This is a genomic window from Arthrobacter sp. NPDC093125 (assembly GCF_044754225.1).
Lineage (GTDB): Bacteria > Actinomycetota > Actinomycetes > Actinomycetales > Micrococcaceae > Arthrobacter.
This window is the reverse complement of the sequence record NZ_JBIVOQ010000020.1, coordinates 1-22,266: the sequence shown is the minus strand read 5'-3', so window position 1 is coordinate 22,266 and position 22,266 is coordinate 1. Positions and strand designations below refer to the sequence as shown.

Here is a 22,266-nt window from a genome sequence, read left to right as displayed (position 1 = left end):
CTCAGCCCACCAGTTCGTAGGCGGGGGTTGTGAGGAAGTCGGTGTAGTCCTCGGAAAGGCAAATGTCCGCGATCAGGCTGCTCGCCGGCTGGTAGTAGCGCGCGAAGGCATCCTCGCCCACCTCGCCGCGCAGCTTTTCCGTCTCCTCCGCCAGGATTGTCGTGACCAGCTCGCGGGTGACCTTGTTGCCGGTATCGGCAAGGACCACCTCGTTGCGGATTTGCTGCCAGACCTGGGATCGCGAGATCTCCGCGGTGGCCGCGTCCTCCATCAGGTTGTGGATGGCCACCGCACCGTTGCCTGAAATCCACACCGCCGTGTAGGCCACGGCCACGTAGAGGTTGAGGCGCAGGCCTGCCTCGGTGACCTGGCCGTCCGCGGAGGCAATGTCGAGCAGCTGGCCGGCGGTCACCGAAACCTCCGGGCGCTGCTTGTCCAGCTGGTTGGGGCGGTCGCCGAGCACGGAATCGAACACTTCCTGGCAGACCGGGACAAGGTCCGGGTGGGCCACCCAGGAGCCGTCGAAGCCGTCGTTCGCCTCGCGCGTCTTGTCGGCGCGGACCTTCTCGAACGCCTGGGCGGTGACTTCCGGTTCCCGGCGGTTGGGGATGACGGCTGCCATGCCGCCCATCGCGAACGCGCCGCGGTGGTGGCAGGTCTTGACCAGCAGCTCCGTGTAGGCACGCATGAACGGCGCGGTCATGGCCACGGTGGCGCGGTCCGGCAGCACGAAGCTGGCGCCGGCGTCGCGGAAGTACTTGATGATGCTGAACAGGTAGTCCCAGCGGCCCGCGTTCAGTCCGGAGGCGTGGTCCCGCAGCTCGTAAAGAATTTCGTCCATCTCGAACGCGGCCGGGATGGTTTCGATCAGCACGGTGGCGCGGATGGTGCCCTGGCCGAGGCCGAGGAAGTCCTGGGCGAAGACGAACACGTCGTTCCACAGCCGTGCCTCGAGGTGGCTCTCCATCTTCGGCAGGTAGTAGTACGGGCCGTGGCCGTTGAGCACCAGCTGCTTGGCGATGTGGAAGAAGTGGAGCCCGAAGTCCACCAGGGCGCCGACGGCAGGTTGGCCGTCGATCAGCAGGTGGCGTTCCTCCATGTGCCAGCCGCGGGGGCGGGCCACCACGACGGCGAGCGGCGCGTCGGTGCGCAGGCGGTACTCCTTGCCTTCGGGGGACGTGTAGCTGAGGGTGCCGTTCGCGGCATCGCGCAGGTTCAGGATGGCGTCAATGACGTTGGCCCAGGTGGGGGTGCTGGCATCCTCCAGGTCGGCCAGCCACACCTTGGCGCCCGAGTTGAGCGCATTGATGGCCATCTTGGCAGGGGAAGCCGGACCCGTCATCTCAACCCGGCGGTCCTGCAGGGCCGCCGGTGCGGGCGCAACTTTCCAGTCGCCGTCGCGCACGTCCTTGGTCTCCGGCAGGAAATCCAGGCTGCCGGTCCTGGCGACATGCTCGCGCTTGGCGGTGCGGGCCTTGAGCAGCTCGGCGCGGGTGCCGGCGAATCGTTTGTGGAGCTCTTCAACGAACGCGAGGGCCTTGGGGGTGAGGATCTCCTCCGCACGCTCGATCGGCCGGGGGTCTGTGACTGTGATAGCCATTGTGGGTCCTTTCCAGGGCTGCTAATCAGGCGTTGGCGAAGGCTGTGGCGGCCGAAGCTGCTGCTTCTGTTGAGTCTTCCGCTGTTGCCGCCGCGACGCCAGTACCCGCTGCGGCGTGGGCCGCCGCGGCAACTGCTGCCGCGACGTCGGCGGCCACGTGGGGGTCGAAGACGCTGGGGATGATGTAGCTGGCGTTGAGCTCGTCGTCAGCAACACGGTTGGCAATCGCCTCGGCGGCGGCCACCAGCATCTCCGGCGTGATGTCCGATGCCCCGGCGTCCAGCAGCCCGCGGAAGAAGCCCGGGAAGGCCAGCACGTTGTTGATCTGGTTCGGGAAGTCGCTGCGGCCGGTGGCGACGACGGCGGCGTGCTTGGATGCCACCGTGGGGTCGATTTCCGGCGTCGGGTTGGCCATGGCGAACACGATGGCGTTGTCCGTCATCGACGCGACCTGTTCCTCGCCGATGACGTGCGGGGCGCTCACGCCGATGAAAACGTCCGCGCCCTTGAGCGCCTCATGCAGGGTTCCGGAGAAGCCTTCCGCGTTGGTGTTGGCGGCAATCCAGCTGCGGTGCTCGTCGTCGTACTTCTCGCCCGAGTGGATGGCGCCGGAGCGGCCGGCAGCGATGATGTGCTGCGCGCCCTGTGCCTTGAGGAGCTGGATGATCGCAGAGCCCGCGGCGCCGACGCCGGAAACCACGATCTTCACCTCGTTGAGCTTCTTGCCCACCACACGCAGGGCGTTGACCAGGGCGGCCAGCGTGACGATGGCGGTGCCGTGCTGGTCGTCGTGGAAGACTGGGATGTCGAGCTCTTCACGCAGCCGGTTTTCGATCTCGAAGCAGCGCGGGGCTGCGATGTCTTCGAGGTTAACGCCGCCGTAGACGGGGGCAAGGGCCTTGACGATTTTGATGATTTCCTCGGTGTCCTGGGTGTCCAGGCAGACCGGCCAGGCGTCTACGTTGGCGAACTGCTTGAACAGCGCGGCCTTGCCCTCCATGACCGGAAGCGCGGCTGCCGGGCCGATGTTGCCGAGACCCAGGACGGCGGAGCCGTCGGTGACCACGGCGATGGTGTTGCGCTTGACCGTAAGGTTCCGGGCGGCGTCGGGGTTCTCCGCGATGGCGAGGCAGACGCGGGCGACGCCGGGTGTGTAGGCGCGGGAGAGATCGTCGCGGTTGCGCAGGGCCACCTTGGGAACGACTTCGAGCTTGCCGCCCAAATGCATCAGGAAGGTGCGGTCCGAAACGTTGCGGACTTTGACGCCGTCGAGCGCGTTGAGGGCGTCCTTGACACGGTTTGCGTGGTCGTCATCCGTGGTGTTGCAGGTGACGTCCACAACCAGGGTCTCGTGGTGGGACTCGGTGACGTCCAGCGCGGTGATGGCCGCTCCGGCGGCACCGACGGCGGCCGCGAGCTCGCTGGTGGCGCTGAAGCTGGACGGCGCCTCAACGCGCAGGGTGATCGAATTGCCGGGGCTCGGGTTCGCCATTGAATGTCCTCCTGTAGGGCCCGTTTGCCGGGCTTGGCTGACGCCTCTGAATGTTTTCGTATTATGGATATTATTATCTACTTCATGGAAAGACAAGCCCTTGGGCGCATCAGTTCGGTGCATCGACGGGGACCCGGCTGTCCTGTATCTTGGGATTTCTAAGCAACTCTTTTCACAATGCGGATAAGAGTTGTCGGAAACTACCCCTGGAGAAGACGGAATGGCAGAGAAAGCCGCGGGAGGCGTGCAGTCCGTTGAGCGCGTCTTCGAACTTTTGGAACTCATCACGGACGCCGGGGGAGACGTCACGCTCAGCGAGCTCTCCTCCTCCACGGACCTGCCGCTTCCCACCATCCACCGGCTTCTGCGCACGCTGGTCACGCTGGGCTACATCCGCCAGCTGCCGAACCGCCGCTACGCCCTCGGCCCCCGGCTGATCCGCCTGGGCGAAGGTGCCAACAAACAGCTGGGCGCCCTGGCCCGGCCGCAGCTCAAGTCCCTGGTGGACCGGCTCGGCGAGACGTCGAACATGGCCGTGCTGGACTCCGACATGGTCATTTACGTGGCGCAGGTTCCTTCGCTGCACTCGATGCGCATGTTCACCGAGGTAGGCCGACGTGCCCACACCCATGACACAGGCGTGGGCAAGGCCATCCTGGCTCAGCTCGACGACGAGGCGGTCCGCGGAATCGTGGCCCGCACGGGCATGCCCACCCCCACCCCCAAGAGCATCGGTGACATCGATGACCTTCTCGCGGACCTGAAGCTGATCCGCGAGCGGGGGTACTCCATTGACGAGGAGGAGCAGGAGCTCGGCGTGCGGTGCTTCGCCATGGCGGTGCCCAACGCCCCCACCCCGACCGCCATCTCGGTATCCGGGCCCGTGTCGCGCGTCGATGAGTCCTTCGCCGAGCGCGCAGTCCCGCTGCTCCGCGAAGCAGCCAAGGCCATCTCCGACGAGTTCAACCAAAACTAACCCTCAGCGCGAATGGACACTTGTGGCCCCGCAGTCTGCGGAAAGAAGGGCCACAAGTGTCCGTTCGCGCTCTTCTTTTTCCCCGCGCGAACGGACACTTGAGCCCCCTTGGTGAGTGCCGCCGTCGTGCGCCCGGACCGTAACGAAGCGCCCGGAGGGTAACGAAGCGCGAACGGACACTTGTGGCCCCGCGGTCCGCGGAAAGAAGGGCCACAAGTGTCCGTTCGCGCTTTGGGTTGCGCCGAGTGGGTCAGTGCTCGGACGTTGAGGAGGCCTGGATTGGGACTTCCTTACCGTCGCAGTCGATCAGCTTCCCGCCTTCGAAGCGGTCGCCGTCGGCCAGGCATTGCAGGTCCTCCTCGCGAACCACGCGCCCGGTGCCGGCCACGAAGACCGACTGGTTTTCCGAGTTGCCCGCCTTGAGGTGGTTGAAGAGCAGGTTCAGCAGGATGGCCATCACCGCCGCCGAGCTGATGCCGGAGTGGAAGATGGTGCCGAACCAGGACGGGAACTGGTCATAGAACGCCGGCGCCGCGATCGGGATCATGCCGAACCCGATGGACGCAGCCACGATGATCAGGTTCATGTTGTTGCGGTACTCCACCTTGGACAGCGTCCGGATGCCGCTTGCGGCGACAGTTCCAAAGAGTACGACGCCGGCACCGCCCAGGACGGGGGTCGGCACCGCTGCGACCACACGGCCAAGCACCGGCAGCAGGCCAAGGATCACGAGGATCAGGCCGCCGGCGCTGACCACGAAGCGGCTCTTGACGCCTGTGATCGCAACGAGGCCCACGTTCTGCGCGAAGGCGCTCTGGGTGAAGGAGTTGAACAACGGGGAGATTGCGCTGGAGAGCATGTCCGCGCGCAGCCCGTCGCCGATCCGCTTGGAGTCGACCTTCGTGCCCACGATCTCGCCCACGGCAATGATGTCCGCCGAGGTTTCGGTGAGGGTCACGAGGATGACGATGAGCATGGAAATGATCGCGGCGATCTCGAAGGTGGGGGCCCCGAACGCGAACGGCGTGGGGAAGGCGACGATTTCGCCCTGGCCCACTTTCGAGAAGTCAGCCATTCCGAAGACGAAGGCGATGAGCGTGCCCAGAACCATGGCCAGCAGAATCGATAACCTGGAAATGGCGGCGCTGCCGACCTTGCTGAGCAGGAGGACGATCGCCATGGTTGCCGCGGCCAGGCCGATGTTGGCCATGCTGCCGTAGTTGGGGGCAGCCTTGTTGCCGCCCATGGCCCAGTTGGCCGCTACGGGCATCAGGGTCAGTCCGATGGTGGTGATCACCGTGCCCGTCACAACCGGCGGGAAGAAGCGGATGATCTTCGAGAACAGCGGCGTGATGAGCAGGCCGATCAGCGAGGCCGCAATGACGGAACCGAAAACCGCCTGGATCCCGCCGCCTCCATGGACGATGGCGACCATGGTGGAGACGCCGGCGAAGGAGACACCCTGCACCAGAGGCAGCTGCGACCCGAAGAAACGGACGCCGACGGTTTGCAGGATGGTGGCCAGTCCGCCGACAAAAAGGCAGGCAGCGATGAGCAGGCCGATGTCCTGCGACGACATTCCGGCTGCCGCGCCAATAATCAGCGGCGGGGCGATGATGCCTCCGTACATCGTGAGGACGTGCTGGAAGCCGTACGCGAAGGTCGCGCCCAGCGACAGTCTCTGGTCTTCGGGGCGGACTGCCGCAGTGCGGGCTTTTTTCTTGGTGTTCATGGCAGACTTCCTTGGTTCATGGCAGACGCCTTCGTCTGGCTAACAATGTCTGGCTAACAATTTGGGTCTTGTGGTGCGGGCTTGGCGCCGGGCCGTTGGAAGTGGCCTGTGGCTTGGAGTTTTTGTCCACTTATTAAGGGTTAGGGGTCCCGAAGTCGCGATATCTGGACAAAAACTCGGAACCCGGGGTGGTGCTGGTGGTAGCGGCGGGCCCGCGGAGCTTGTGTCCGCGGGCCGGCCGGCTGCGGTTTCAGCAGAAGCCGGCGATGCCCGACCAGGCGATCTCGGCGGGCGCGGCGTCGTCGCGCTGGACCGTGGCCTCAATCAGGCCGTAGGGCCGGTCCGCGGCGAAGAAGACCTCGTTGGGGTTGTCGAGCCCGAACGGCGAGAGGTCCACCAGGAAGTGGTGCTTATTCGGCATCGAGAATTTGATCTCGTCGAGTTCGCTGTGGGCCTCCAGGACCTTGGTTCCCATGTCGAACAGAGTCTGCTGCAGGGCGTGGGAGTACTTCTCGGTGAACCCTTCGAGCAGCAGGCTCTTGATGTCCTCGTAGCTCTTGTTGAAATCCAACGAGCTGAAATCAGTGCCCTGCTTGAACCGCCAGCGGGCGGAGACGTCGGTGGCCAGGATGCGGTCGGTGGTCTCGGGCAGGGTGGTGTACTTGTCCTTCGGGTATCCCACGAAGCCAGACTGGGTGGACTTCAGGACGGTCAGGTCCTTGAGGCCGGAGATGAGGTGGGTCGCCGCGCCGTCCTTCACGAGGACGGCGGTGCGGACTTCCTGGCCCTTGCGCACGAAGGAGTGATCGTGCTCGCTGCCGTGCGCGTGGATCCGCTCCCAGCTGTAGGACTCGGCTTCCCAGCGTCCGCCGGAGACCCAGTCGAAGCTCGAGGTGAAGTGCTCGCCAAGGCGCAGCAGGAACGCCTCGGGGGAGCCGATGCCGTCCCTGGCGAAGGCGTAGATGGTGTTCTTCTGGGTGTCCGTGGCCACGACGTGGCTGTTGTTGCCTTCGAGGTGGGCGGCGGCAAAGTCGCCCCGGAGCTGCGAGGTGACGTTCAGGTCTTCTATTTCGTGGCGGTCGGTGTCCCGGGTGATTTTGACGACCCGGACTTCGGCCTTGCCGTACTGGTTCTGGCCGAGGATGATCTTGCTGCTCATGGTCTGTTCCCAACTTCCGTGATGTGGAACGCGGTTCCATCATTGAAATTAAGCGCGCTTTCAAACGCGTTTCCGGTGGAGCCGACCCAACAAAAAAGAGCCGGCATCCATTGATGCCAGCTCATTACGACCCTGCCTGCTGCTCCCAGGTTACGTGACCTGGGCCACGAATTGCTTACAAGCGTAGCCCAGCTCGGCCGGTGGTGTACATCACTTTCTGAAAATCAGGATTGTGACCGGAAGCGTCCGTGGGGCTATTGACCGCGCATCGCCGCCAGCGTAGGCTTTTCACACAGCAAAAGAATTTTTCCGCATAGCGAAACCGCGGACATAGACACCGAACCCGAAGAGGAGGATCAGATGAACCCGCAGGACCATTCACCCAGCACCCCGTCCACTGCACCGGCCCAGGCGGCCACGCCTCCTGTCCAGGAGTTCTACCTCCCCAGCGGAGGCGGAGCGGACCCGGATTTCTACCTTCCTGCAGACAGGGTCCACGCTCCGGGACGGATCTCGCGCTGGATCCACAGCCTCCCGGGGTTCGGCAGGCGGCCGTAGCGCCGCGGCGGCGACGCAGGAATTGCCGCAGGACGCGCATATGGTCTGGCGACACCGAAATTCAGGTGTCACCGGACCATTTGCGTGTCACCGGACTATTTGCGCGTCCGCAGACCATGCGCCAGCAGGTAGTCAGGCGAGTGCGGGTGCACCGACGTCAGGACACCGGACGCCCCGGCCACTCCTTGCCGGCCCACGGGTCGTAGTCGGCGATGAGCCCCTCCTGGGGCGGGCGCTCCGCTTCGGGGACGTGCTGCAGGTTCACCCGCACCCTGTACCAGAGCGAGCTCGATCCGCGCATCCCGTCGACGAGCACATCGGCCGGGTGCAGGGCAGGGACCACGTCCGCGTGCCGGGACTTCCACTCATCGAGCGCGGCCAGCGCCTCGGGCTTGGTCTTGGTGCGGGCCACTTCGATCAGCGGCATGACCGATTGTCGGCGGCCGGAACCGTTACCTCCGCGCGGCGGTTTCTCGGCCGGGCCCAGCTTCTCGGCCAGGGCAAGAAGCCCGTCGAGCGTGCCGACGGCGTCATCGATGCCGCCGTGAGGGTCGCCTACGTCCGCGAAGCGCTCGAGAACTGTAGGGACGGTAAATTGTTCCGGCCGGATGGAGCGGGTCTCGTCCCAGGTGAGCGGCGTTGAGACCCGGGCGTCAGGCAGGGGCCGGACCGAGTACGCCGATGCCACGGTGCGGTCCTTGGCGTTCTGGTTGAAGTCGACAAACACACTCTCTCCCCGCTCCTCCTTCCACCACCGCGCGGTGGCGAGGCCGGGAGCGCGGTTTTCGACCTCCCTGGCGAGAGTCTCGGCAGCGAGCCGTACATCCCGGTACGACCATTGCGGCGAGATGCGCACGAGAATGTGGAGTCCCCGCGACCCGCTCGTCTTCGGCCACGCCACGAGTCCCACGTCGTCAAGAACCTCCTGGGCGACGTACGCGACGTCGACGATCTGGGACCAGCCGACCCCCGGCATTGGATCGAGGTCCACCCGGAGCTCGTCCGGATGCTCCAGGTCCTCGGCCCGCACCGGATGCGGGTTGAGGTCGAGGCAGCCAAGATTCACCACCCACGCCAGGCCCGCGGCGTCCCGGATGACGGCCTCCTCAGCCGACGTCCCCGATGCGTAGTGCAGCGTCGTCGTGTCAATGAAGTCGGGGTGGTTTTCGGGCACGCGCTTTTGGAAGAACGGCTCCGCGTCGATGCCCTTCGGGAAGCGCTTGAGCACCATCGGCCGGCCGCCGGCGCCGCGCAGCGCTCCATCGGCGACGGCCAGGTAGTAGCGCACCAAATCGAGCTTCGTCAGCCCGGGCTCGGGGAACACCACCTTGTCCGGGCTCGAGATGCGGACCTCGGTGCCGTCAACGTTGAGGATCTCGGCCGGCGTCTTCGACGGGTTCATGCCGCCACGCTAGCAGCAGGCACCCTCCATTTCGATGGTTCCCTGCGCACTAGTAGGTTCGAACCATCGTCCGCGCCGGGAACCATCGAAACGGCCGGGCCCAGGCGGGGTCAGCCGGCAACAAGCCTGCGCGCCGCCGCTGAGTGTTCTGCGATGAGCCGGCCGAGGTCCAGCCCGGGGATCTGCCCGTCCACCACGCGCCACTGCCCGCCCACCATCACCCGGTTCGCCCGGTCCGCCGCGCACAGCAGCAGTGCGGCAACGGGATCGTGGCTGCCGGAAAAGCGCAGGTTGTCCAGCCTGAACAGTGCCAGGTCCGCCTGCATCCCGGGAGCCAGCTGCCCGAGGTCGCTCCGCCCCAGCACAGCGGCCGACCCGCGCGTGGCCCACCCTAACGCGCGTTCCACGGGCACGTCAGCCCCGTAGCGCAGCCGCTGCAGATACAGCGCCTGCCGCGCCTCGAGGATCATGTTGGACGCATCGTTCGACGCCGATCCGTCCACGCCCAGCCCCACGGGGACTCCCGCGTCCTCAAGTTCCAGGACGCGGGCGGTACCCGAGGCGAGACGCATGTTGGAGGTCGGGCAATGCGCGACGGCGGTGCCCGCGGCGCCCAGCCGGGCGATCTCGGCGTCGCTGAAATGGATGCCGTGCCCCAGCCAGGTCCGCTCCGTCAGCCAGCCCACGCTGTCCAGGTAGTCCACCGTCCGGAGCCCGTACATCTCCCGGCAGAACTCCTCCTCGTCCAGGGTCTCGGCCAGGTGCGTGTGAAGCCGGACGTCGAGCCGCTCGGCCAGCAGTGCGCTCTCGGCCATCAGCTCTTTGGTCACCGAAAACGGCGAGCATGGTGCCAGGGCGATCTGGATCACCGCGCCCTCGCCGCGTTCGTGGTACTGCCCGATCACCCGCTCACTGTCGGCCAGGATCACTTCCGGCGACTGCACCGTCGACTGGGGCGGCAGGCCGCCGTCGTTCTCTCCCAGGCTCATCGAGCCGCGGGTGAGCGTGGCCCGCATCCCCAGCCTGCGCACCGCCTCGACCTCGATGTCGATGGCATCCTCCATGCCCGCGGGGAACACGTAGTGGTGGTCGGCCGCGGTGGTGCAGCCGGACAGCAGCAGCTCGCCAAGGGCGGCTGTAGCTGCGAGCTCGAGGTCGCGGGGCGTGAGCCGGGCCCACACCGGGTAAAGGTGCTGCAGCCACGGGAACAGCGGCGCGTTGGCCACAGGTCCCCAGGCACGGGTGAGTGTTTGGTAGAAGTGGTGGTGGGTGTTGATCAAGCCCGGGAGCAGGACGTGGCTGCCGGCGTCGAACGTTTCCTCGCAGGGCGCCGACGGCTGCGCACCGGGGCCGAGGACTTCCTGGATTTTGCCGCCGGAGACCACGATGCCGCCGGACGCGTCGAGGCTGTTGCCGGTGAAGGCTGCGAGCGGGTTGCGGATCCAAAGCCGCGGACGGTGCTCGGTGGACGAACGGTGTGTGGATGTGCGGTCTCTGGACGAAGCGGGGGACGTACGGGACATTGCGGTTCCTGTCTGAGCGTGCCGATGAAAAGCCAGCTCAGTGGTGCCCTGTCTGCTGATCCAGGTCGCGCCATGTGCGGCGGTAGGCCCAGCGTAGAGGCGGGCCAACGGTGCGTCAACGCCGCCGAGTGTGACAGTCGCCGGGGCAATCCGGAGTGGAGAGCCAAGAACCAGGATTTCACATCACGAAATTAACTTTTCAAAACACTATGGCGCGGGCCACACGTCGGTGCTAATCTCGATCTTGCCAAAGGCGGGCACCGGGAGACCGGGAAGCTATCTACCAGGCGCAACTAAACCTTCAAAGCACATGCTGAAGCCTGGTATCCGTCGCACTGGTGTTTGATCCCGTCACGGGGTACCGGCTTCCACCCCAAGGGAGCGCATCATGAGTACCACCGTCACGGCCGAACAATTCCTGGCCAGGTCCATTGAGCTTGCAACCGCGAACGTCCTCAACAGCGGGGGACCGTTCGGCGCGGTCATCGTCACCGCTGATGGCCAGGCGTTCGACGGCGTCAACCGCGTCACCGCCACCAACGACCCCACCGCCCACGCCGAGGTGACGGCCATTCGCCGGGCCTGCAGCGAGTTGGGCACCTTCGATCTTCGCGGAGCCACCCTCTACAGCAGCTGCGAGCCCTGCCCCATGTGCCTCGCCTCCGCCCTGTGGGCCCGGATCGACCGCGTGGTGTTCGCCGCTGACCGGCACGACGCCGCCTCCGTCGGCTTCGACGACGCCGTTTTCTACGAGTATTTCGACAACGCCGACCGGGACGCCCTCATGCCGGTCTCCAAACTGGGTCTAGCAGACCCGCAGGCCCCGGCCATTCTCGCACCATTCACCACATGGAACACGCTCGATTCCAGGATCGATTACTAGGACCAGTGGTTCCAATGACCATTCTCGACAAGACGCCTGACGGCCCCGAAACCGCGGCCACGAAAACCACGCGCACGCCGGGCAAACAGCCCGCACCCTCCCCGAAAGCCACGCCGTCGAACGCCATCCTGGACCGCTTCTTCCAGATCACCCAGCGCGGCTCAACCCTGGCACGCGAACTGCGCGGCGGCCTGGTCACCTTCTTCACCATGGCGTATATCGTCATCCTCAACCCGCTCATTCTGGGCGGCTTCACCGCTGACAACGCTCCCACGGACGTCGCCGGCGGATGGCTCTCGGCGGCGCAGGTAGGCGCGGTCACAGGCCTCACCGCCGGAGTGATGACCATCCTCTTCGGGCTTATCGCCAACCTGCCATTCGGTCTTGCTGCCGGCCTCGGCATCAACTCCTTCCTCGCCGTGGCAGTCATCCAGGAGGTCACCTGGGCCGAGGCCATGGGCCTGGTGGTCATCAACGGCATCCTGATCGTCCTGTTCGGCGTCACCGGCGCACGGACAGCGATCTTCCGGGCCGTACCCAAGGAGCTCAAGGCCGCCATCACCGTGGGCATCGGCCTGTTCATCGCCTTCATCGGCTTTGTTGATTCCGGCTTTGTCCGCCCCACCGCCGGCGGGCCTCCCGTGCAGCTGGGGGAGAATGGCTCCATCACGTCCCTACCCACCCTGGTGTTCATCGTCGGCCTGCTCGTCATGGGCATCCTCGTCGCCCGCAAGGTGCAGGGCGGACTGCTCATCGGCATCGTCGCCACCACCGTGCTGGCCGCCGTCGTCGAAGCGGTCTTCCACATCGGTCCGGGTAGCAAGGACAACCCCGGAGGCTGGCACCTGAACACGCCGGTCCTCTCAGGCCAGCTCGTGTCCGCCCCGGATCTTGGCCTGGTTGGCCAGTTCGACCTGTTCGGCGCCTTCGGCCGGATCGGGGCACTCGCCGCCACAATGCTCGTCTTCACCCTGGTGTTCACCAACTTCTTTGACGCCATGGGCACCATGACGGGTCTCGCCAAGAGCGCCGGCGTGGCCCACAAGGACGGCACCTTCCCGCGGCTCAAGTCCGCCTTCATCGTTGAAGGCGTCGGGGCTGTAGCAGGAGGCGCGACGTCCGGGTCCTCCAACACTGTGTATATCGACTCCGCCGCAGGCATCGGGGAGGGCGCGAGGACGGGCCTGGCCTCGGTGGTGACCGGCGTCCTGTTCCTCGGGTCCATGTTCCTCACCCCGCTCACCAGCGTTGTGCCGCTCGAAGTGGCCGCCGCCGCCCTCGTTGTGGTCGGGGCAATGATGATGGCGCAGATCCGCGAGATCAAGTTCACCCGGTTCGCCGTGGCACTGCCGGCCTTCCTGACCATCGTCACCATGCCGCTGACCTACTCGATCGCCAACGGCATCGGCGTCGGCTTCGTGTCCTGGGCAGTGATCGGGGCGGCCTCCGGCAAGGCGAAGAAGATCCACCCGCTCATGTGGGTGGTCACGGCGGGCTTCCTCGTCTACTTCGCCCGCGGACCAGTGAGCGCCCTGCTCGGCGCGTAGACAGGCTCGGCGCGTAAACCTGCTAGGCGTAAAGCGCCCGGCTGCAGACGCAGCCCTTAGACCGGACCGGGACAGGCAGATGGGGCCTGTCCCGGTCCACACCCCACGTCCGCAACCCGGCCCCGTCCCAACCTGCACCACCTCTGCCGGTGCTTTCGCCGGCCGCCGATAGGAACGAGAATATGGAAACCACCGCAGCCCAGGAAAAGGGAGTGCAGCTATGTTGGATCTAATGCCTTCCCTCGCCGGCTGGCTGCCGGCGGCCGCAGGGCAACGGTGCGCCGTTGCCACGGTCGTGGGCACCAGCGGTTCTGTGCCGCGCCCGATGGGAACCTCCATGATGGTCTCCGAATCCGGCGACGTCCTCGGCAGCATCTCCGGCGGTTGCGTGGAGGGAGCCGTCGTCGAGGCGGCACTGGAAGCAATGCACGACGGCGGCAGCCGGCTTGAGCAGTTCGGCTACAGTGCCGCCGACGCCTTCGCCGCCGGACTCACCTGCGGCGGCGAACTCGAGGTCCACATCGAACCCCTCGACGCGCTCGGCAGGACCTACAGCGAGTGGCTGCGCCAGGCCCCTGGGAGCCCGGTGGCACTCATCCGCAGGGTGGACCTCACCGGGAGTGGCGCCGTCGTGGTTCCTGACCCGGCCACCTTCAAGGCAGCGGAGTCGGCTGCGCTGGCGGCCCTTCTCGGTTTGCAAGGTAACCGAGGCGCCGCGCGCCAAAGTAATGCCTACGGTGTTTCAGCAGTAGCACTGGCAGCAGCCGCGGCCCAGCTTGAACCGCTGCTGCGCGGCGGGCGCACCGGGCTCGTCCGGCTCGCCCCCGCCGGAGGCTGCTTCGCGGGCACGTCCGAACCGTCGGGCACATCCCGGCCCGAAGACCCAGACATCCCGCGGCCCGAGCCCGTCACGCTCCTCGTGGAAAGCCGTCTGCCGCCGCCGCGCATGCTGGTGGTCGGCGCGAACGACTTCGGGGCGGCCCTGGTGCCGGCGGCGAAACTGCTCGGGTACCGCGTGACGCTCGTGGATGCCCGCCCAGCGTTTGCCGCCCAGACCCGTTTTGAGAGTGCCGACGATGTCGTGACGGACTGGCCCCACCGCTACCTGGCGGCCGAGGCCGCCGCCGGAAACATCGACTCCCGCACTGCCATTTGCGTCCTCACCCACGATCCCAAGTTCGACATTCCGCTACTGAGAGAGGCGCTGGCCCTGGACATGGCGTTTGTTGGAGCGATGGGCTCGCGGCGCAGCCACCGCCAGCGTGTGGACGAACTGCTGGCCTCGGGCGTAGCCCCGGAACGGCTGGGCCGGCTCCATTCCCCGGTCGGGCTCGACCTCGGAGCCGTCACACCGGCCGAGGTGGCAGTGTCTATCACGGCAGAGCTGATCGCCGCACGAACTATGGCCGCCGGCGGGGTGCCGTCCTGCACGCCGCTGCGGAACACTGCCGGCCCCATCCACCGGCCCTCCCAATGCGCGTCCACAGACGCCTCCACAGACGCCTCCACAGAAAACAAGGTGACGCCATGGACATGAACACCATTGAAGCCATGGTCCGCACAACGGACCCGGCCGAATGGCGCGACGGCGACGCCTGGCTCGCCGGGGGTACCGTCCTTTTTTCCTACGGCAGCTACGCCTTCGGCCCCGAACCGCTCCGGCGGCTGCTGGACCTTGGCTCGGCGGGCTGGCCCGCCATCACGGTGACCGACGGAGGGATCGAGCTGGCCGCCACCTGCACGGTCGCGGAACTCTACGCCCTCCCGGACTCGCCGCAGGTTGCCGGCCGTGCCGGTGAGTGGCCTGCCCTCGACCTCATCCGGCCCTGCTGCGATTCCTTTGTGGCCTCCTTCAAGGTGTGGAACATGTCCACCGTGGGCGGCAACCTCTGCACCTCACTGCCGGCCGGACCCATGATCTCGCTCTGCGCCGGCCTCGACGGCACGGCCACCATCCTCGGCCCGGGCGGCGCCAGCCGTGAGCTGCCGGTCGTCGGCTTCGTCACCGGAGACGGACAGAACGTCCTGGCACCGGGGGAGCTGCTCCGCAGCATCCGTCTCCCGGCCCCGGCGCTGTCAGAACGCGTTGCCTTCCGCCGCCTCTCGCTGAGTAACCTCGGACGGTCGGGGGTGCTGCTCGTTGGAAGGCTCGACGCCGGCATGCAGCTGACGCTCACAGTCACCGCCGCAACGAAACGGCCCGTGCAGCTCCGCTTCACCCGCTTGCCGGACTCGGCCGAACTCAAACATGGGTTGGACGAAGCCATCCCCGGCTCCCTCTACCATGACGACATCCACGGGCTGCCCGCGTGGCGCCGCGACATGACCTACCGGCTCGCCGAGGAGATCCGCGGCGAACTCGCCGCGCCGGACGGCGTCCGCCCCGGGCCGGGCAGCGCCCTGCCCCTGGCGGTGTCCGGCGACTTCTGGCCGCCGGAAAGGCACGCCGCCCGCACCACGACCACCCCGCAGAAAGACACCCGAGCATGAGCATCGACATCAACGGAGTACCTGCCGGAACGGCGCCCCGCCCGGGCCAGTGCCTGCGCACCTTCCTGCGCGAGCAGGGCAACCTGGGCGTGAAGAAGGGCTGCGACGGCGGCGACTGCGGAGCCTGCACAGTACACGTGGACGGAACCCCGGTGCACAGCTGCATCTATCCGGCGGTGCGTGCCGAGGGCCAAGAGGTCACCACCATCGAGGGGCTGGCGGGGGACGCCGGGCTGCATCCGATGCAGCAGCAGTTCCTGGACCGGCAGGGGTTCCAGTGCGGATTCTGCACCGCGGGCATGGTCATGACGGCTGCAACCTTCGACGAGTTCCAAAAGGAGAATCTGCCGCGCAACCTCAAAGGCAACCTCTGCCGCTGCACCGGCTACCGCGCCATTGGTGACGCAATCTGCGGCCACGAGGGACACCCGGACCCGCAGGGCCAGGGGTCCGGCATCGCCGGAGAAGGCCAGCCGCAGCCAAGCCCCGGGCAGCTCGGCGACGACGTGCCCGCTCCCGCGAGCCGCGCAGTGGTCACCGGCAAGGCCCGCTACACCCTGGATGTACCGGCGGAGGAGCTTCCGGGACTGCTGCACATGAAGCTGCTCCGGTCCCCGCACCCGCACGCCCGGGTGGGCTCCATCGACAAGACCGCCGCACTGGACGTTCCGGGCGTCGTGGCCGTCTTCACCTCCGAGGATGCTCCCGACCAACTGTTTTCCACCGCCCAGCACGAGCTCTACACGGACGACCCCGACGACACCCGGCTGCTGGACGACGTGGTGAGATTCCGCGGCCAGCGCATTGCAGCCGTCGTCGCTGAATCGGTGGGGGCTGCCGAAGCGGGCGTCCGGGCACTGAAGGTGCAGTACCAAAAACTCCCGGCCGTGTTCACGCCCCAGGACGCCCTTCTTCCCGGAGCGCCGGCGATCCACGGCGACAAGGACAGCGCCGCGGCAAGGATCAGCAGGCCCAAGGACAACGTGGTGGCCGAACTGCACTCCGAACTCGGCAGCGTGCAGGACGGCTTCGCTGAGGCCGACTTCGTCCACGAGCAGACGTACCGGACACAGCGGGTGCAGCACGTGGCGCTTGAGACGCACTCGTCCATCGCCTCCGTGGACAACGCGGGCAGGCTGCAGATCCGTACCTCGAGCCAGGTCCCGTTCCTGGTCCGCCGCACCCTGTGCCGGCTGTTCGGGCTGCCCGAGGAGCAGGTCCATGTGGTGACGGGCCGGGTGGGCGGCGGCTTCGGCGGCAAGCAGGAGGTGCTCACCGAGGACATCGCGGCGCTCGCGGCCCTCAGGTTGAAGCGCCCGGTGCAGCTCGAGTTCACGCGCACCGAACAGTTCACGGCCACCACCACCCGGCACCCGTTCACCATCAAACTCAAGGCCGGCGCCAGCAGAGACGGCCGGCTTACCGCCCTGGAGCTCGACGTGCTCACAAACGCCGGCGCCTACGGAAACCATTCCCCCGGCGTGATGTTCCACGGCTGCGGCGAATCACTGGCCGTGTACAAATGCGCCAACAAGAAGGTCGATGCCCAGGCGGTCTACACCAACACCGTCCCCTCCGGCGCCTTCCGCGGCTACGGCCTGAGCCAGATGATCTTCGCCATCGAATCCGGCATCGACGAGCTGGCCGCCGGCATCGGCATGGATCCGCTCGAATTCCGCCGCCGCAACATGGTCCGCGAGGGTGACGACATGCTCTCCACCCACTCCGAACCCGAGGAGGACGTCCTCTACGGCAGCTACGGCCTGGACCAGTGCACGCGGCTGGTGCAGGACGCGCTGGCACGGGGCCGTGAACGGTACCGCGCCGCCGGACTGGATGACCTGGGACCGGAGTGGGCCATCGGCGAGGGCACCGCGTTGTCCATGATCGACACCGTCCCGCCGCGCGGGCACTTCGCCCACTCGAAACTCCGGCTGCTGCCGGACGGCACCTACGTTGCCGACGTCGGAACCGCAGAATTCGGCAACGGCACCACCACAGTGCACGCCCAGCTCGCGGCCACTGCGCTGTCCACGAATGCCGGCCGGGTCGCGGTGCGGCAGTCCGACACGGACTTGATCGAACACGATACCGGTGCCTTTGGCTCGTCCGGCACGGTGGTGGCAGGCAAGGCCACGCTCGCCGCGGCCGAGGAACTGGCGGTGCGGATCCGCGCCTTTGCCGCCGGCGTCCGCCAGGTCCAGTCCTCGGGCTGCTTGCTCGACGGCGACGCAGTGGTGTGCGAGGGAAGCCGCGTGCCGCTGGCGGAACTGGCGCACGAGGCTGCGGAAGCCGGCGTCGAACTCGTTGCCGAGGGCCGCTGGGGCGGCACCCCCCGGTCCATCGCGTTCAACGTCCACGGTTTCCGCGTTGCCGTCAACACCGGCACCGGGGAGCTGCGGATCCTGCAGAGCGTGCAGGCAGCGGACGCCGGCGTCGTGGTCAATCCGAGGCAGTGCCGCGGCCAGATCGAAGGCGGCATAGCCCAGGCGCTGGGGGCCGCGCTGTACGAGGAGGTCAGGGTGGACGACGGCGGCCGGGTCACCACGGACATCCTGCGCCAGTACCACATCCCGTCGTTCGCGGACGTGCCGCGCAGCGAGGTGTACTTCGCCGAAACGAACGATTCGCTGGGGCCGCTGGGTGCAAAGTCGATGAGCGAAAGCCCGTTCAATCCCGTGGCGCCTGCCCTGGCCAACGCCATCCGCAATGCCACGGGCGTGCGGTTTGCCGAGCTTCCCATCGCGCGGGACAAGATCTACCTGGGCCTGAAGGAAGCCGGCCTCGTCCCCGAACCCAGAAGCAAAGCGGGCTCACTCAGCGCCCAATGACCTGCGGCACTGAACTGCGGCACTGAAGAGCCGCAATGAACCGCCGCAATGAACCGCCGCAATGAACCGCCGCAATGAACCGCGCCGAAGGGGCGCCAAGTGAGCCCGTGTGGGGTTGGCAACATATAGTCGGAGGATGGAACAGCGCACTTTAGGCAAGACCGGACGGGATGTTTCCGTCGTCGGACTCGGAACATGGCAGCTCGGCGCGGACTGGGGCAACGTCGATCCCGCACAGGCACGGGCGGTCCTGGCCGCGTCCGCAGAGGCCGGGGTGACGTTCTTCGACACCGCTGACGTCTACGGGGACGGCCGCAGCGAGCAGGCCATTGGCGCGTTCCTGGCCGACAACCCCGGGCTGGACATCACCGTGGCCACGAAGATGGGCCGCAGGATGGAGCAGCAGCCGGAGAACTACAACCTCGCCAACTTCCGTCAGTGGGTCGACCGGTCCCGCCGTAACCTGGGCACCGATTCTCTCGACCTCGTCCAGCTGCACTGCCCGCCCACCGCGGTCTACAGCAACGCCGAAGTCTATGACGCCCTGGACACTCTCGTCTCCGAGGGCGCCATCCGGAACTACGGCGTCAGTGTCGAACGCACCGACGAGGCGCTGGAAGCCATCCGGCATGAGGGCACCGCCTCCGTGCAGATCATCCTCAACGCCTTCCGCCTCAAGCCGCTGGATGCGGTGCTCCCCGCGGCGAAGGCCGCCGGCGTGGGAATCATCGCCCGCGTGCCGCTGGCCTCCGGCCTGCTGTCCGGCAAATACAGCAAAGAGACGTCGTTCCCGGAAAACGACCACCGGAACTACAACCGCGCCGGTGGCTCGTTCGACGTCGGCGAGACCTTCTCCGGGGTGGACTACGAGCTAGGCCTGAAGGCCGTGGCTGAATTTGAGCAGCTGGTGCCGGAAGGCGCAGCCACCGCCCAGGCTGCTATCGCCTGGATCATCGCGCAGGAGGGCGTCACTTCCGTCATCCCCGGCGCCCGCAACGTGGAGCAGGCCAAGTCCAACGCCGCCGCCGCGGGGGTCTCGCTTGGTGCAGAGTTCGACGAGGGTGTCCGCTGGATCTACGACCACTACTTCCGCGAGGCCATCCACCCCCGCTGGTAACAGCAACGCAGGGTTCCTTACGGCCCGCCATGCCGGGCGGAAGTTTGCTGTGCCGGGCGGAAAGGGAGGCAGGCGCATGACCTCATCGTCGATCGACACCTTTATCGACCGGCTCGCCGCCGTGGAAACCCCGCCGGGGTGCACTAACTTTTTCGACCACTCAGCTCCCGCGAATGCCCTGCGCCGGCAAAACCTGGCGGCCTATTTTGGGGAGATGCAGCAGCGGGCACCGACGGTGCTGCTGCTGGGGGAAGCCCCCGGTTTCCGGGGCATGAGGATTACCGGCGTTCCCTTCACCAACCGCACCATGTTCCAGGGGCCCGCCAATTACTTCGGGCTGCTCGGGGCAGCGAAAGGGTACGTGCTGCCACCGGAGGCCGCCGGCGTCGCTGCGGAGCCGACGGCCACCGTGATGTGGGAGGTCCTGGCCGAGCTCGACGTCCTCCCCGTGCTGTGGAGCGCCTGCCCCTGGCATACCCATGTGCCGGGACAGCCGCTGACCAACCGCACGCCAACGGCCGCCGAGGCCGCTTTGGGCACCCCGTTCTGGCAGGACCTGACCAGGCTTTTTTCCATCGAATCGGTGGTGGCCGTGGGCAACGTCGCCCACCAGAGCCTCCGCCGCAACGGCCTCGATGTTCCGAAGATCAGGCACCCTGCCCATGGCGGAAGGGCCCGCTTCAAGGAGGGGCTGCAGGAACTCCTTGCAGCGGGCACGCTGTAGCGGCACTAGCTCCCAGGTGCACCAGCCAAGCAGGTGCACTAGTCAAGCAGGTGCAGCTGGTCCGGCGTATCGAGGTCTTTCCCGCCGGGCTGGCCGGAGCCCGGAGGCGGAGTGCAGGCCACCAGGTCGATCAGCTCCGGGTGCGCCTGCAGGAATAACCGGGCACCGGCGTCGCCGGTTGCGGAGGCCGCGGCTTCGGCACGCAGTGTTGCATCCAGCAGCAGGGGATGCCCGCGCCGCAGGTCCCCTGGACGCTCGGAACCCGGGTGGCGCCGGTAGGCGGCCGCCGTAACGCGGCCGGGACGGTGTGCCTTCAGCAGCCGGCTCACGGTTTCCGGCGTCAGCCCCGGCTGGTCCACGAGTGCCACGAGCACGTGGTCCTGAGGCCGCGCGGTGCCGAGCCCCAGTTTGAACGAGCTGCCCATGCCCGTTTGCCAGTCGGGGTTCTCCACCACGGTGTGACGCTGCAGCCCGGGAACTTTCCGCACCGTCTCCGCCCCCGCCCCGAGCACCACCACCACTTCGCGGCAGCCGCCGTCGAGCAGGGCGTCCGCCAGCACTTCAACGAGGGTGCGGCCGCGGAACGGCAGAAGCGCCTTCGGGCCGAGCCCGAGCCTGATGCCGGCACCCGCGGCGAGAAGGACAGCGGTGGTACCGGCGGTGGTACCGCCCTGGGCCGGGAGGGGTGTCATGTGCTCCACCTTAGAACCGCCTTTCCGCTTCGGCAGCAAGACTACTGGCCGGTAGGGGTGGTTACTCCAGTTAGTGGTCGCTAACCTCGTAAATGTCGTGTTGGCAATTGGGGGCTACAGACGGCTGCAATGGCGCAGCTGGCAGAAGGAGCGCAGATGGCAGGCACATTCGAAATAGTAAGCGCGGGACAGGAATCGTTCCGCTTCCGGCTGAAGGCGGACGACGGCACCCTGGTTGCCGTTTCGCCCAGTTATCCGAGCATCAAAGCAGTTGTTGCGGGCATCACCGCGGTGCGTGAAAACGCCGCCACCGGGTTTGTCGTAGACCGTAGAGTCTTCCCGAGCTGAGTCCAAGCGCGCTCGCCATTGGAATGACGACGGCGGCCCTCACCGAAAGGTGGGGGCCGCCGTCGTCGTTGGTTGAGCCGGTGGGGAGCGAAACCGAGCGACGGGTTTCGACACGCTCAACCAGCTGTCAGGCGTCGCCGCCTGCTCCGCCGGTGGTGCCCGCATTGACGTCGAGGAGCTTGTAGCGGTCCATCGCGTACGACGGCGCTCCCTCCTCCACCTCACCCCTCGCCGCGAGCAGCTGCAGGGTTTTCACGACGATGGAGTGGGTGTCGTTTTTGAAGAACCGGCGGGCTGCGGCGCGGGTGTCGGAGAAGCCGAAGCCGTCGGCGCCGAGGGAGGCGAACTCGTTCGGGACGAACTGGCGGATCTGGTCCGGGACGGCCTTCATGTAGTCCGAGACGGCGACTACGGGGCCTTGGGCGCCTTCGAGCTGTTTGGTGACGAACGGCACCCGTGCCTGTTCGCCGGGGTTCAGGAACGCTTCTTCCTCGGCGGCCAGGCCGTCGCGGCGCAGTTCGTTCCAGGAGGTCACGGACCAGACGTCCGCGGAGACGCCCCAGTCCTCGGCGAGGATCCGCTGGGCATCCAGCGCCCACGGCACCGAGACACCCGAAGCCAGCAGCTGCGCGCGGGGGCCGTCGGTCTTGGCCGGTGCGAGCAGGTAGATGCCCTTCAGCACACCTTCGACGTCCAGCTCATCCGGTTCGGCGGGCTGGACGATCGGCTCGTTGTACACGGTGATGTAGTACATCAGGTTCCGGTCGGTCTCACCCGCGGCGGAGGGGCCGTACATGCGTTCGATGCCGTCACGGACGATGTGGCCCATTTCGTAGCCGTAGGCGGGGTCGTAGGTGACCACGGCGGGGTTGGTGGAGGCCAGGATCGGGGAGTGGCCGTCGGCGTGCTGGAGGCCTTCGCCGGTGAGGGTGGTCCGTCCTGCGGTGGCGCCGATGATGAAGCCGCGGGTCATTTGGTCCGCTGCTGCCCAGAAGGCGTCGCCGGTGCGCTGGAAGCCGAACATGGAGTAGAACACGTAGACCGGGATCAGCGGCACGCCGTGGGTGGCGTAGGCGGTGCCGGCGGCGGTGAACGCCGCGACGGCGCCGGCTTCGTTGATGCCGGGGTGGATCAGCTGGCCCTGGGCGGATTCCTTGTAGGCCAGGACCAGGTCCCGGTCCACGGACAGGTA

18 protein-coding genes are annotated in these 22,266 nt (G+C 66.9%); 10 read left to right on the top strand and 8 right to left on the bottom strand.

Annotated elements, in window-relative coordinates:
* Position 1: 1 nt before the first annotated feature.
* Positions 2–1,600 (bottom strand): malate synthase A, encoded by a 1,599-nt coding sequence (gene aceB / locus ACIP9X_RS21050; RefSeq protein ID WP_400481694.1) that lies wholly within the window; start codon positions 1,598–1,600, stop codon positions 2–4.
* A 25-nt stretch (positions 1,601–1,625) separates the two neighbouring features.
* Positions 1,626–3,092 carry an NAD-dependent malic enzyme gene (locus ACIP9X_RS21045; protein WP_400481693.1) on the bottom strand — a complete coding sequence of 489 codons (1,467 nt, stop codon included), beginning with the start codon at positions 3,090–3,092 and terminating at the stop codon, positions 1,626–1,628.
* 220 nt (positions 3,093–3,312) lie between these two features.
* Here ACIP9X_RS21045 and ACIP9X_RS21040 point away from each other — a divergent pair, with 220 nt between their 5' ends.
* Positions 3,313–4,068 carry an IclR family transcriptional regulator gene (locus ACIP9X_RS21040; RefSeq protein WP_400481692.1) on the top strand — a complete coding sequence of 252 codons (756 nt, stop codon included), beginning with the start codon at positions 3,313–3,315 and terminating at the stop codon, positions 4,066–4,068.
* A 250-nt stretch (positions 4,069–4,318) separates the two neighbouring features.
* Here the strand turns inward: ACIP9X_RS21040 and ACIP9X_RS21035 are convergent, their stop codons facing one another.
* Entirely contained in the window at positions 4,319–5,800 is a 1,482-nt protein-coding gene (locus ACIP9X_RS21035; RefSeq protein ID WP_400481691.1) for a nucleobase:cation symporter-2 family protein, read from the bottom strand.
* A 250-nt stretch (positions 5,801–6,050) separates the two neighbouring features.
* Positions 6,051–6,959, bottom strand: coding sequence for a factor-independent urate hydroxylase (gene pucL, locus ACIP9X_RS21030; RefSeq protein ID WP_400481690.1), 909 nt, complete (start codon positions 6,957–6,959; stop codon positions 6,051–6,053).
* 360 nt (positions 6,960–7,319) lie between these two features.
* Between pucL and ACIP9X_RS21025 the strand changes: the two genes are divergently transcribed.
* Positions 7,320–7,517 (top strand): hypothetical protein, encoded by a 198-nt coding sequence (locus tag ACIP9X_RS21025; RefSeq protein WP_400481689.1) that lies wholly within the window; start codon positions 7,320–7,322, stop codon positions 7,515–7,517.
* Between the two features lie 157 nt (positions 7,518–7,674).
* Here the strand turns inward: ACIP9X_RS21025 and ligD are convergent, their stop codons facing one another.
* The gene (ligD, locus tag ACIP9X_RS21020; RefSeq protein WP_400481688.1) at positions 7,675–8,919 is read right to left on the bottom strand and encodes a non-homologous end-joining DNA ligase; all 1,245 of its coding nucleotides are present in this window, start codon (positions 8,917–8,919) and stop codon (positions 7,675–7,677) included.
* 110 nt (positions 8,920–9,029) lie between these two features.
* Positions 9,030–10,442 (bottom strand): 8-oxoguanine deaminase, encoded by a 1,413-nt coding sequence (locus ACIP9X_RS21015; RefSeq protein ID WP_400481687.1) that lies wholly within the window; start codon positions 10,440–10,442, stop codon positions 9,030–9,032.
* 388 nt (positions 10,443–10,830) lie between these two features.
* On the opposite strand from ACIP9X_RS21015, the gene ACIP9X_RS21010 reads away from it, so the two are divergent.
* From ACIP9X_RS21010 to ACIP9X_RS20980, 7 genes are all read left to right on the top strand, one after another.
* On the top strand, positions 10,831–11,325 hold the full coding sequence (locus ACIP9X_RS21010; RefSeq protein ID WP_400481686.1) for a nucleoside deaminase: 495 nt from the start codon (positions 10,831–10,833) through the stop codon (positions 11,323–11,325).
* Positions 11,326–11,339: 14 nt separating this feature from the next.
* Positions 11,340–12,872 (top strand): NCS2 family permease, encoded by a 1,533-nt coding sequence (locus ACIP9X_RS21005; protein WP_400481685.1) that lies wholly within the window; start codon positions 11,340–11,342, stop codon positions 12,870–12,872.
* A gap of 220 nt (positions 12,873–13,092) precedes the next feature.
* A complete protein-coding gene (locus ACIP9X_RS21000) occupies positions 13,093–14,409 on the top strand; it encodes an XdhC family protein (RefSeq protein ID WP_400481684.1) in 1,317 nt (438 codons plus the stop codon).
* Positions 14,400–15,362, top strand: a complete 963-nt coding sequence (locus ACIP9X_RS20995; protein ID WP_400481683.1) for an FAD binding domain-containing protein — start codon at positions 14,400–14,402, stop codon at positions 15,360–15,362. The genes ACIP9X_RS21000 and ACIP9X_RS20995 overlap by 10 nt, the downstream gene beginning before the upstream one ends.
* Entirely contained in the window at positions 15,359–18,193 is a 2,835-nt protein-coding gene (locus ACIP9X_RS20990; protein WP_400481682.1) for a molybdopterin-dependent oxidoreductase, read from the top strand. Before ACIP9X_RS20995 ends, ACIP9X_RS20990 begins: the two co-directional genes overlap by 4 nt.
* Before the next feature lie 136 nt (positions 18,194–18,329).
* On the top strand, positions 18,330–19,310 hold the full coding sequence (locus ACIP9X_RS20985; protein ID WP_400481681.1) for an aldo/keto reductase: 981 nt from the start codon (positions 18,330–18,332) through the stop codon (positions 19,308–19,310).
* Between the two features lie 76 nt (positions 19,311–19,386).
* Complete coding sequence (locus ACIP9X_RS20980; protein ID WP_400481680.1) at positions 19,387–20,034, top strand: uracil-DNA glycosylase; 648 nt, start codon at positions 19,387–19,389, stop codon at positions 20,032–20,034.
* A 38-nt stretch (positions 20,035–20,072) separates the two neighbouring features.
* On the opposite strand, the gene nboR is transcribed toward ACIP9X_RS20980, so the two are convergent.
* Positions 20,073–20,726 carry a nicotine blue oxidoreductase gene (nboR, locus tag ACIP9X_RS20975; RefSeq protein ID WP_400481679.1) on the bottom strand — a complete coding sequence of 218 codons (654 nt, stop codon included), beginning with the start codon at positions 20,724–20,726 and terminating at the stop codon, positions 20,073–20,075.
* A gap of 156 nt (positions 20,727–20,882) precedes the next feature.
* Here nboR and ACIP9X_RS20970 point away from each other — a divergent pair, with 156 nt between their 5' ends.
* On the top strand, positions 20,883–21,074 hold the full coding sequence (locus tag ACIP9X_RS20970; RefSeq protein WP_400481678.1) for a YegP family protein: 192 nt from the start codon (positions 20,883–20,885) through the stop codon (positions 21,072–21,074).
* A gap of 127 nt (positions 21,075–21,201) precedes the next feature.
* Here ACIP9X_RS20970 and ACIP9X_RS20965 read toward each other — a convergent pair.
* Positions 21,202–22,266, bottom strand: a 1,065-nt coding sequence (locus ACIP9X_RS20965) for a transketolase-like TK C-terminal-containing protein (RefSeq protein ID WP_400481677.1), incomplete at its 5' end; no start/stop codon positions are given.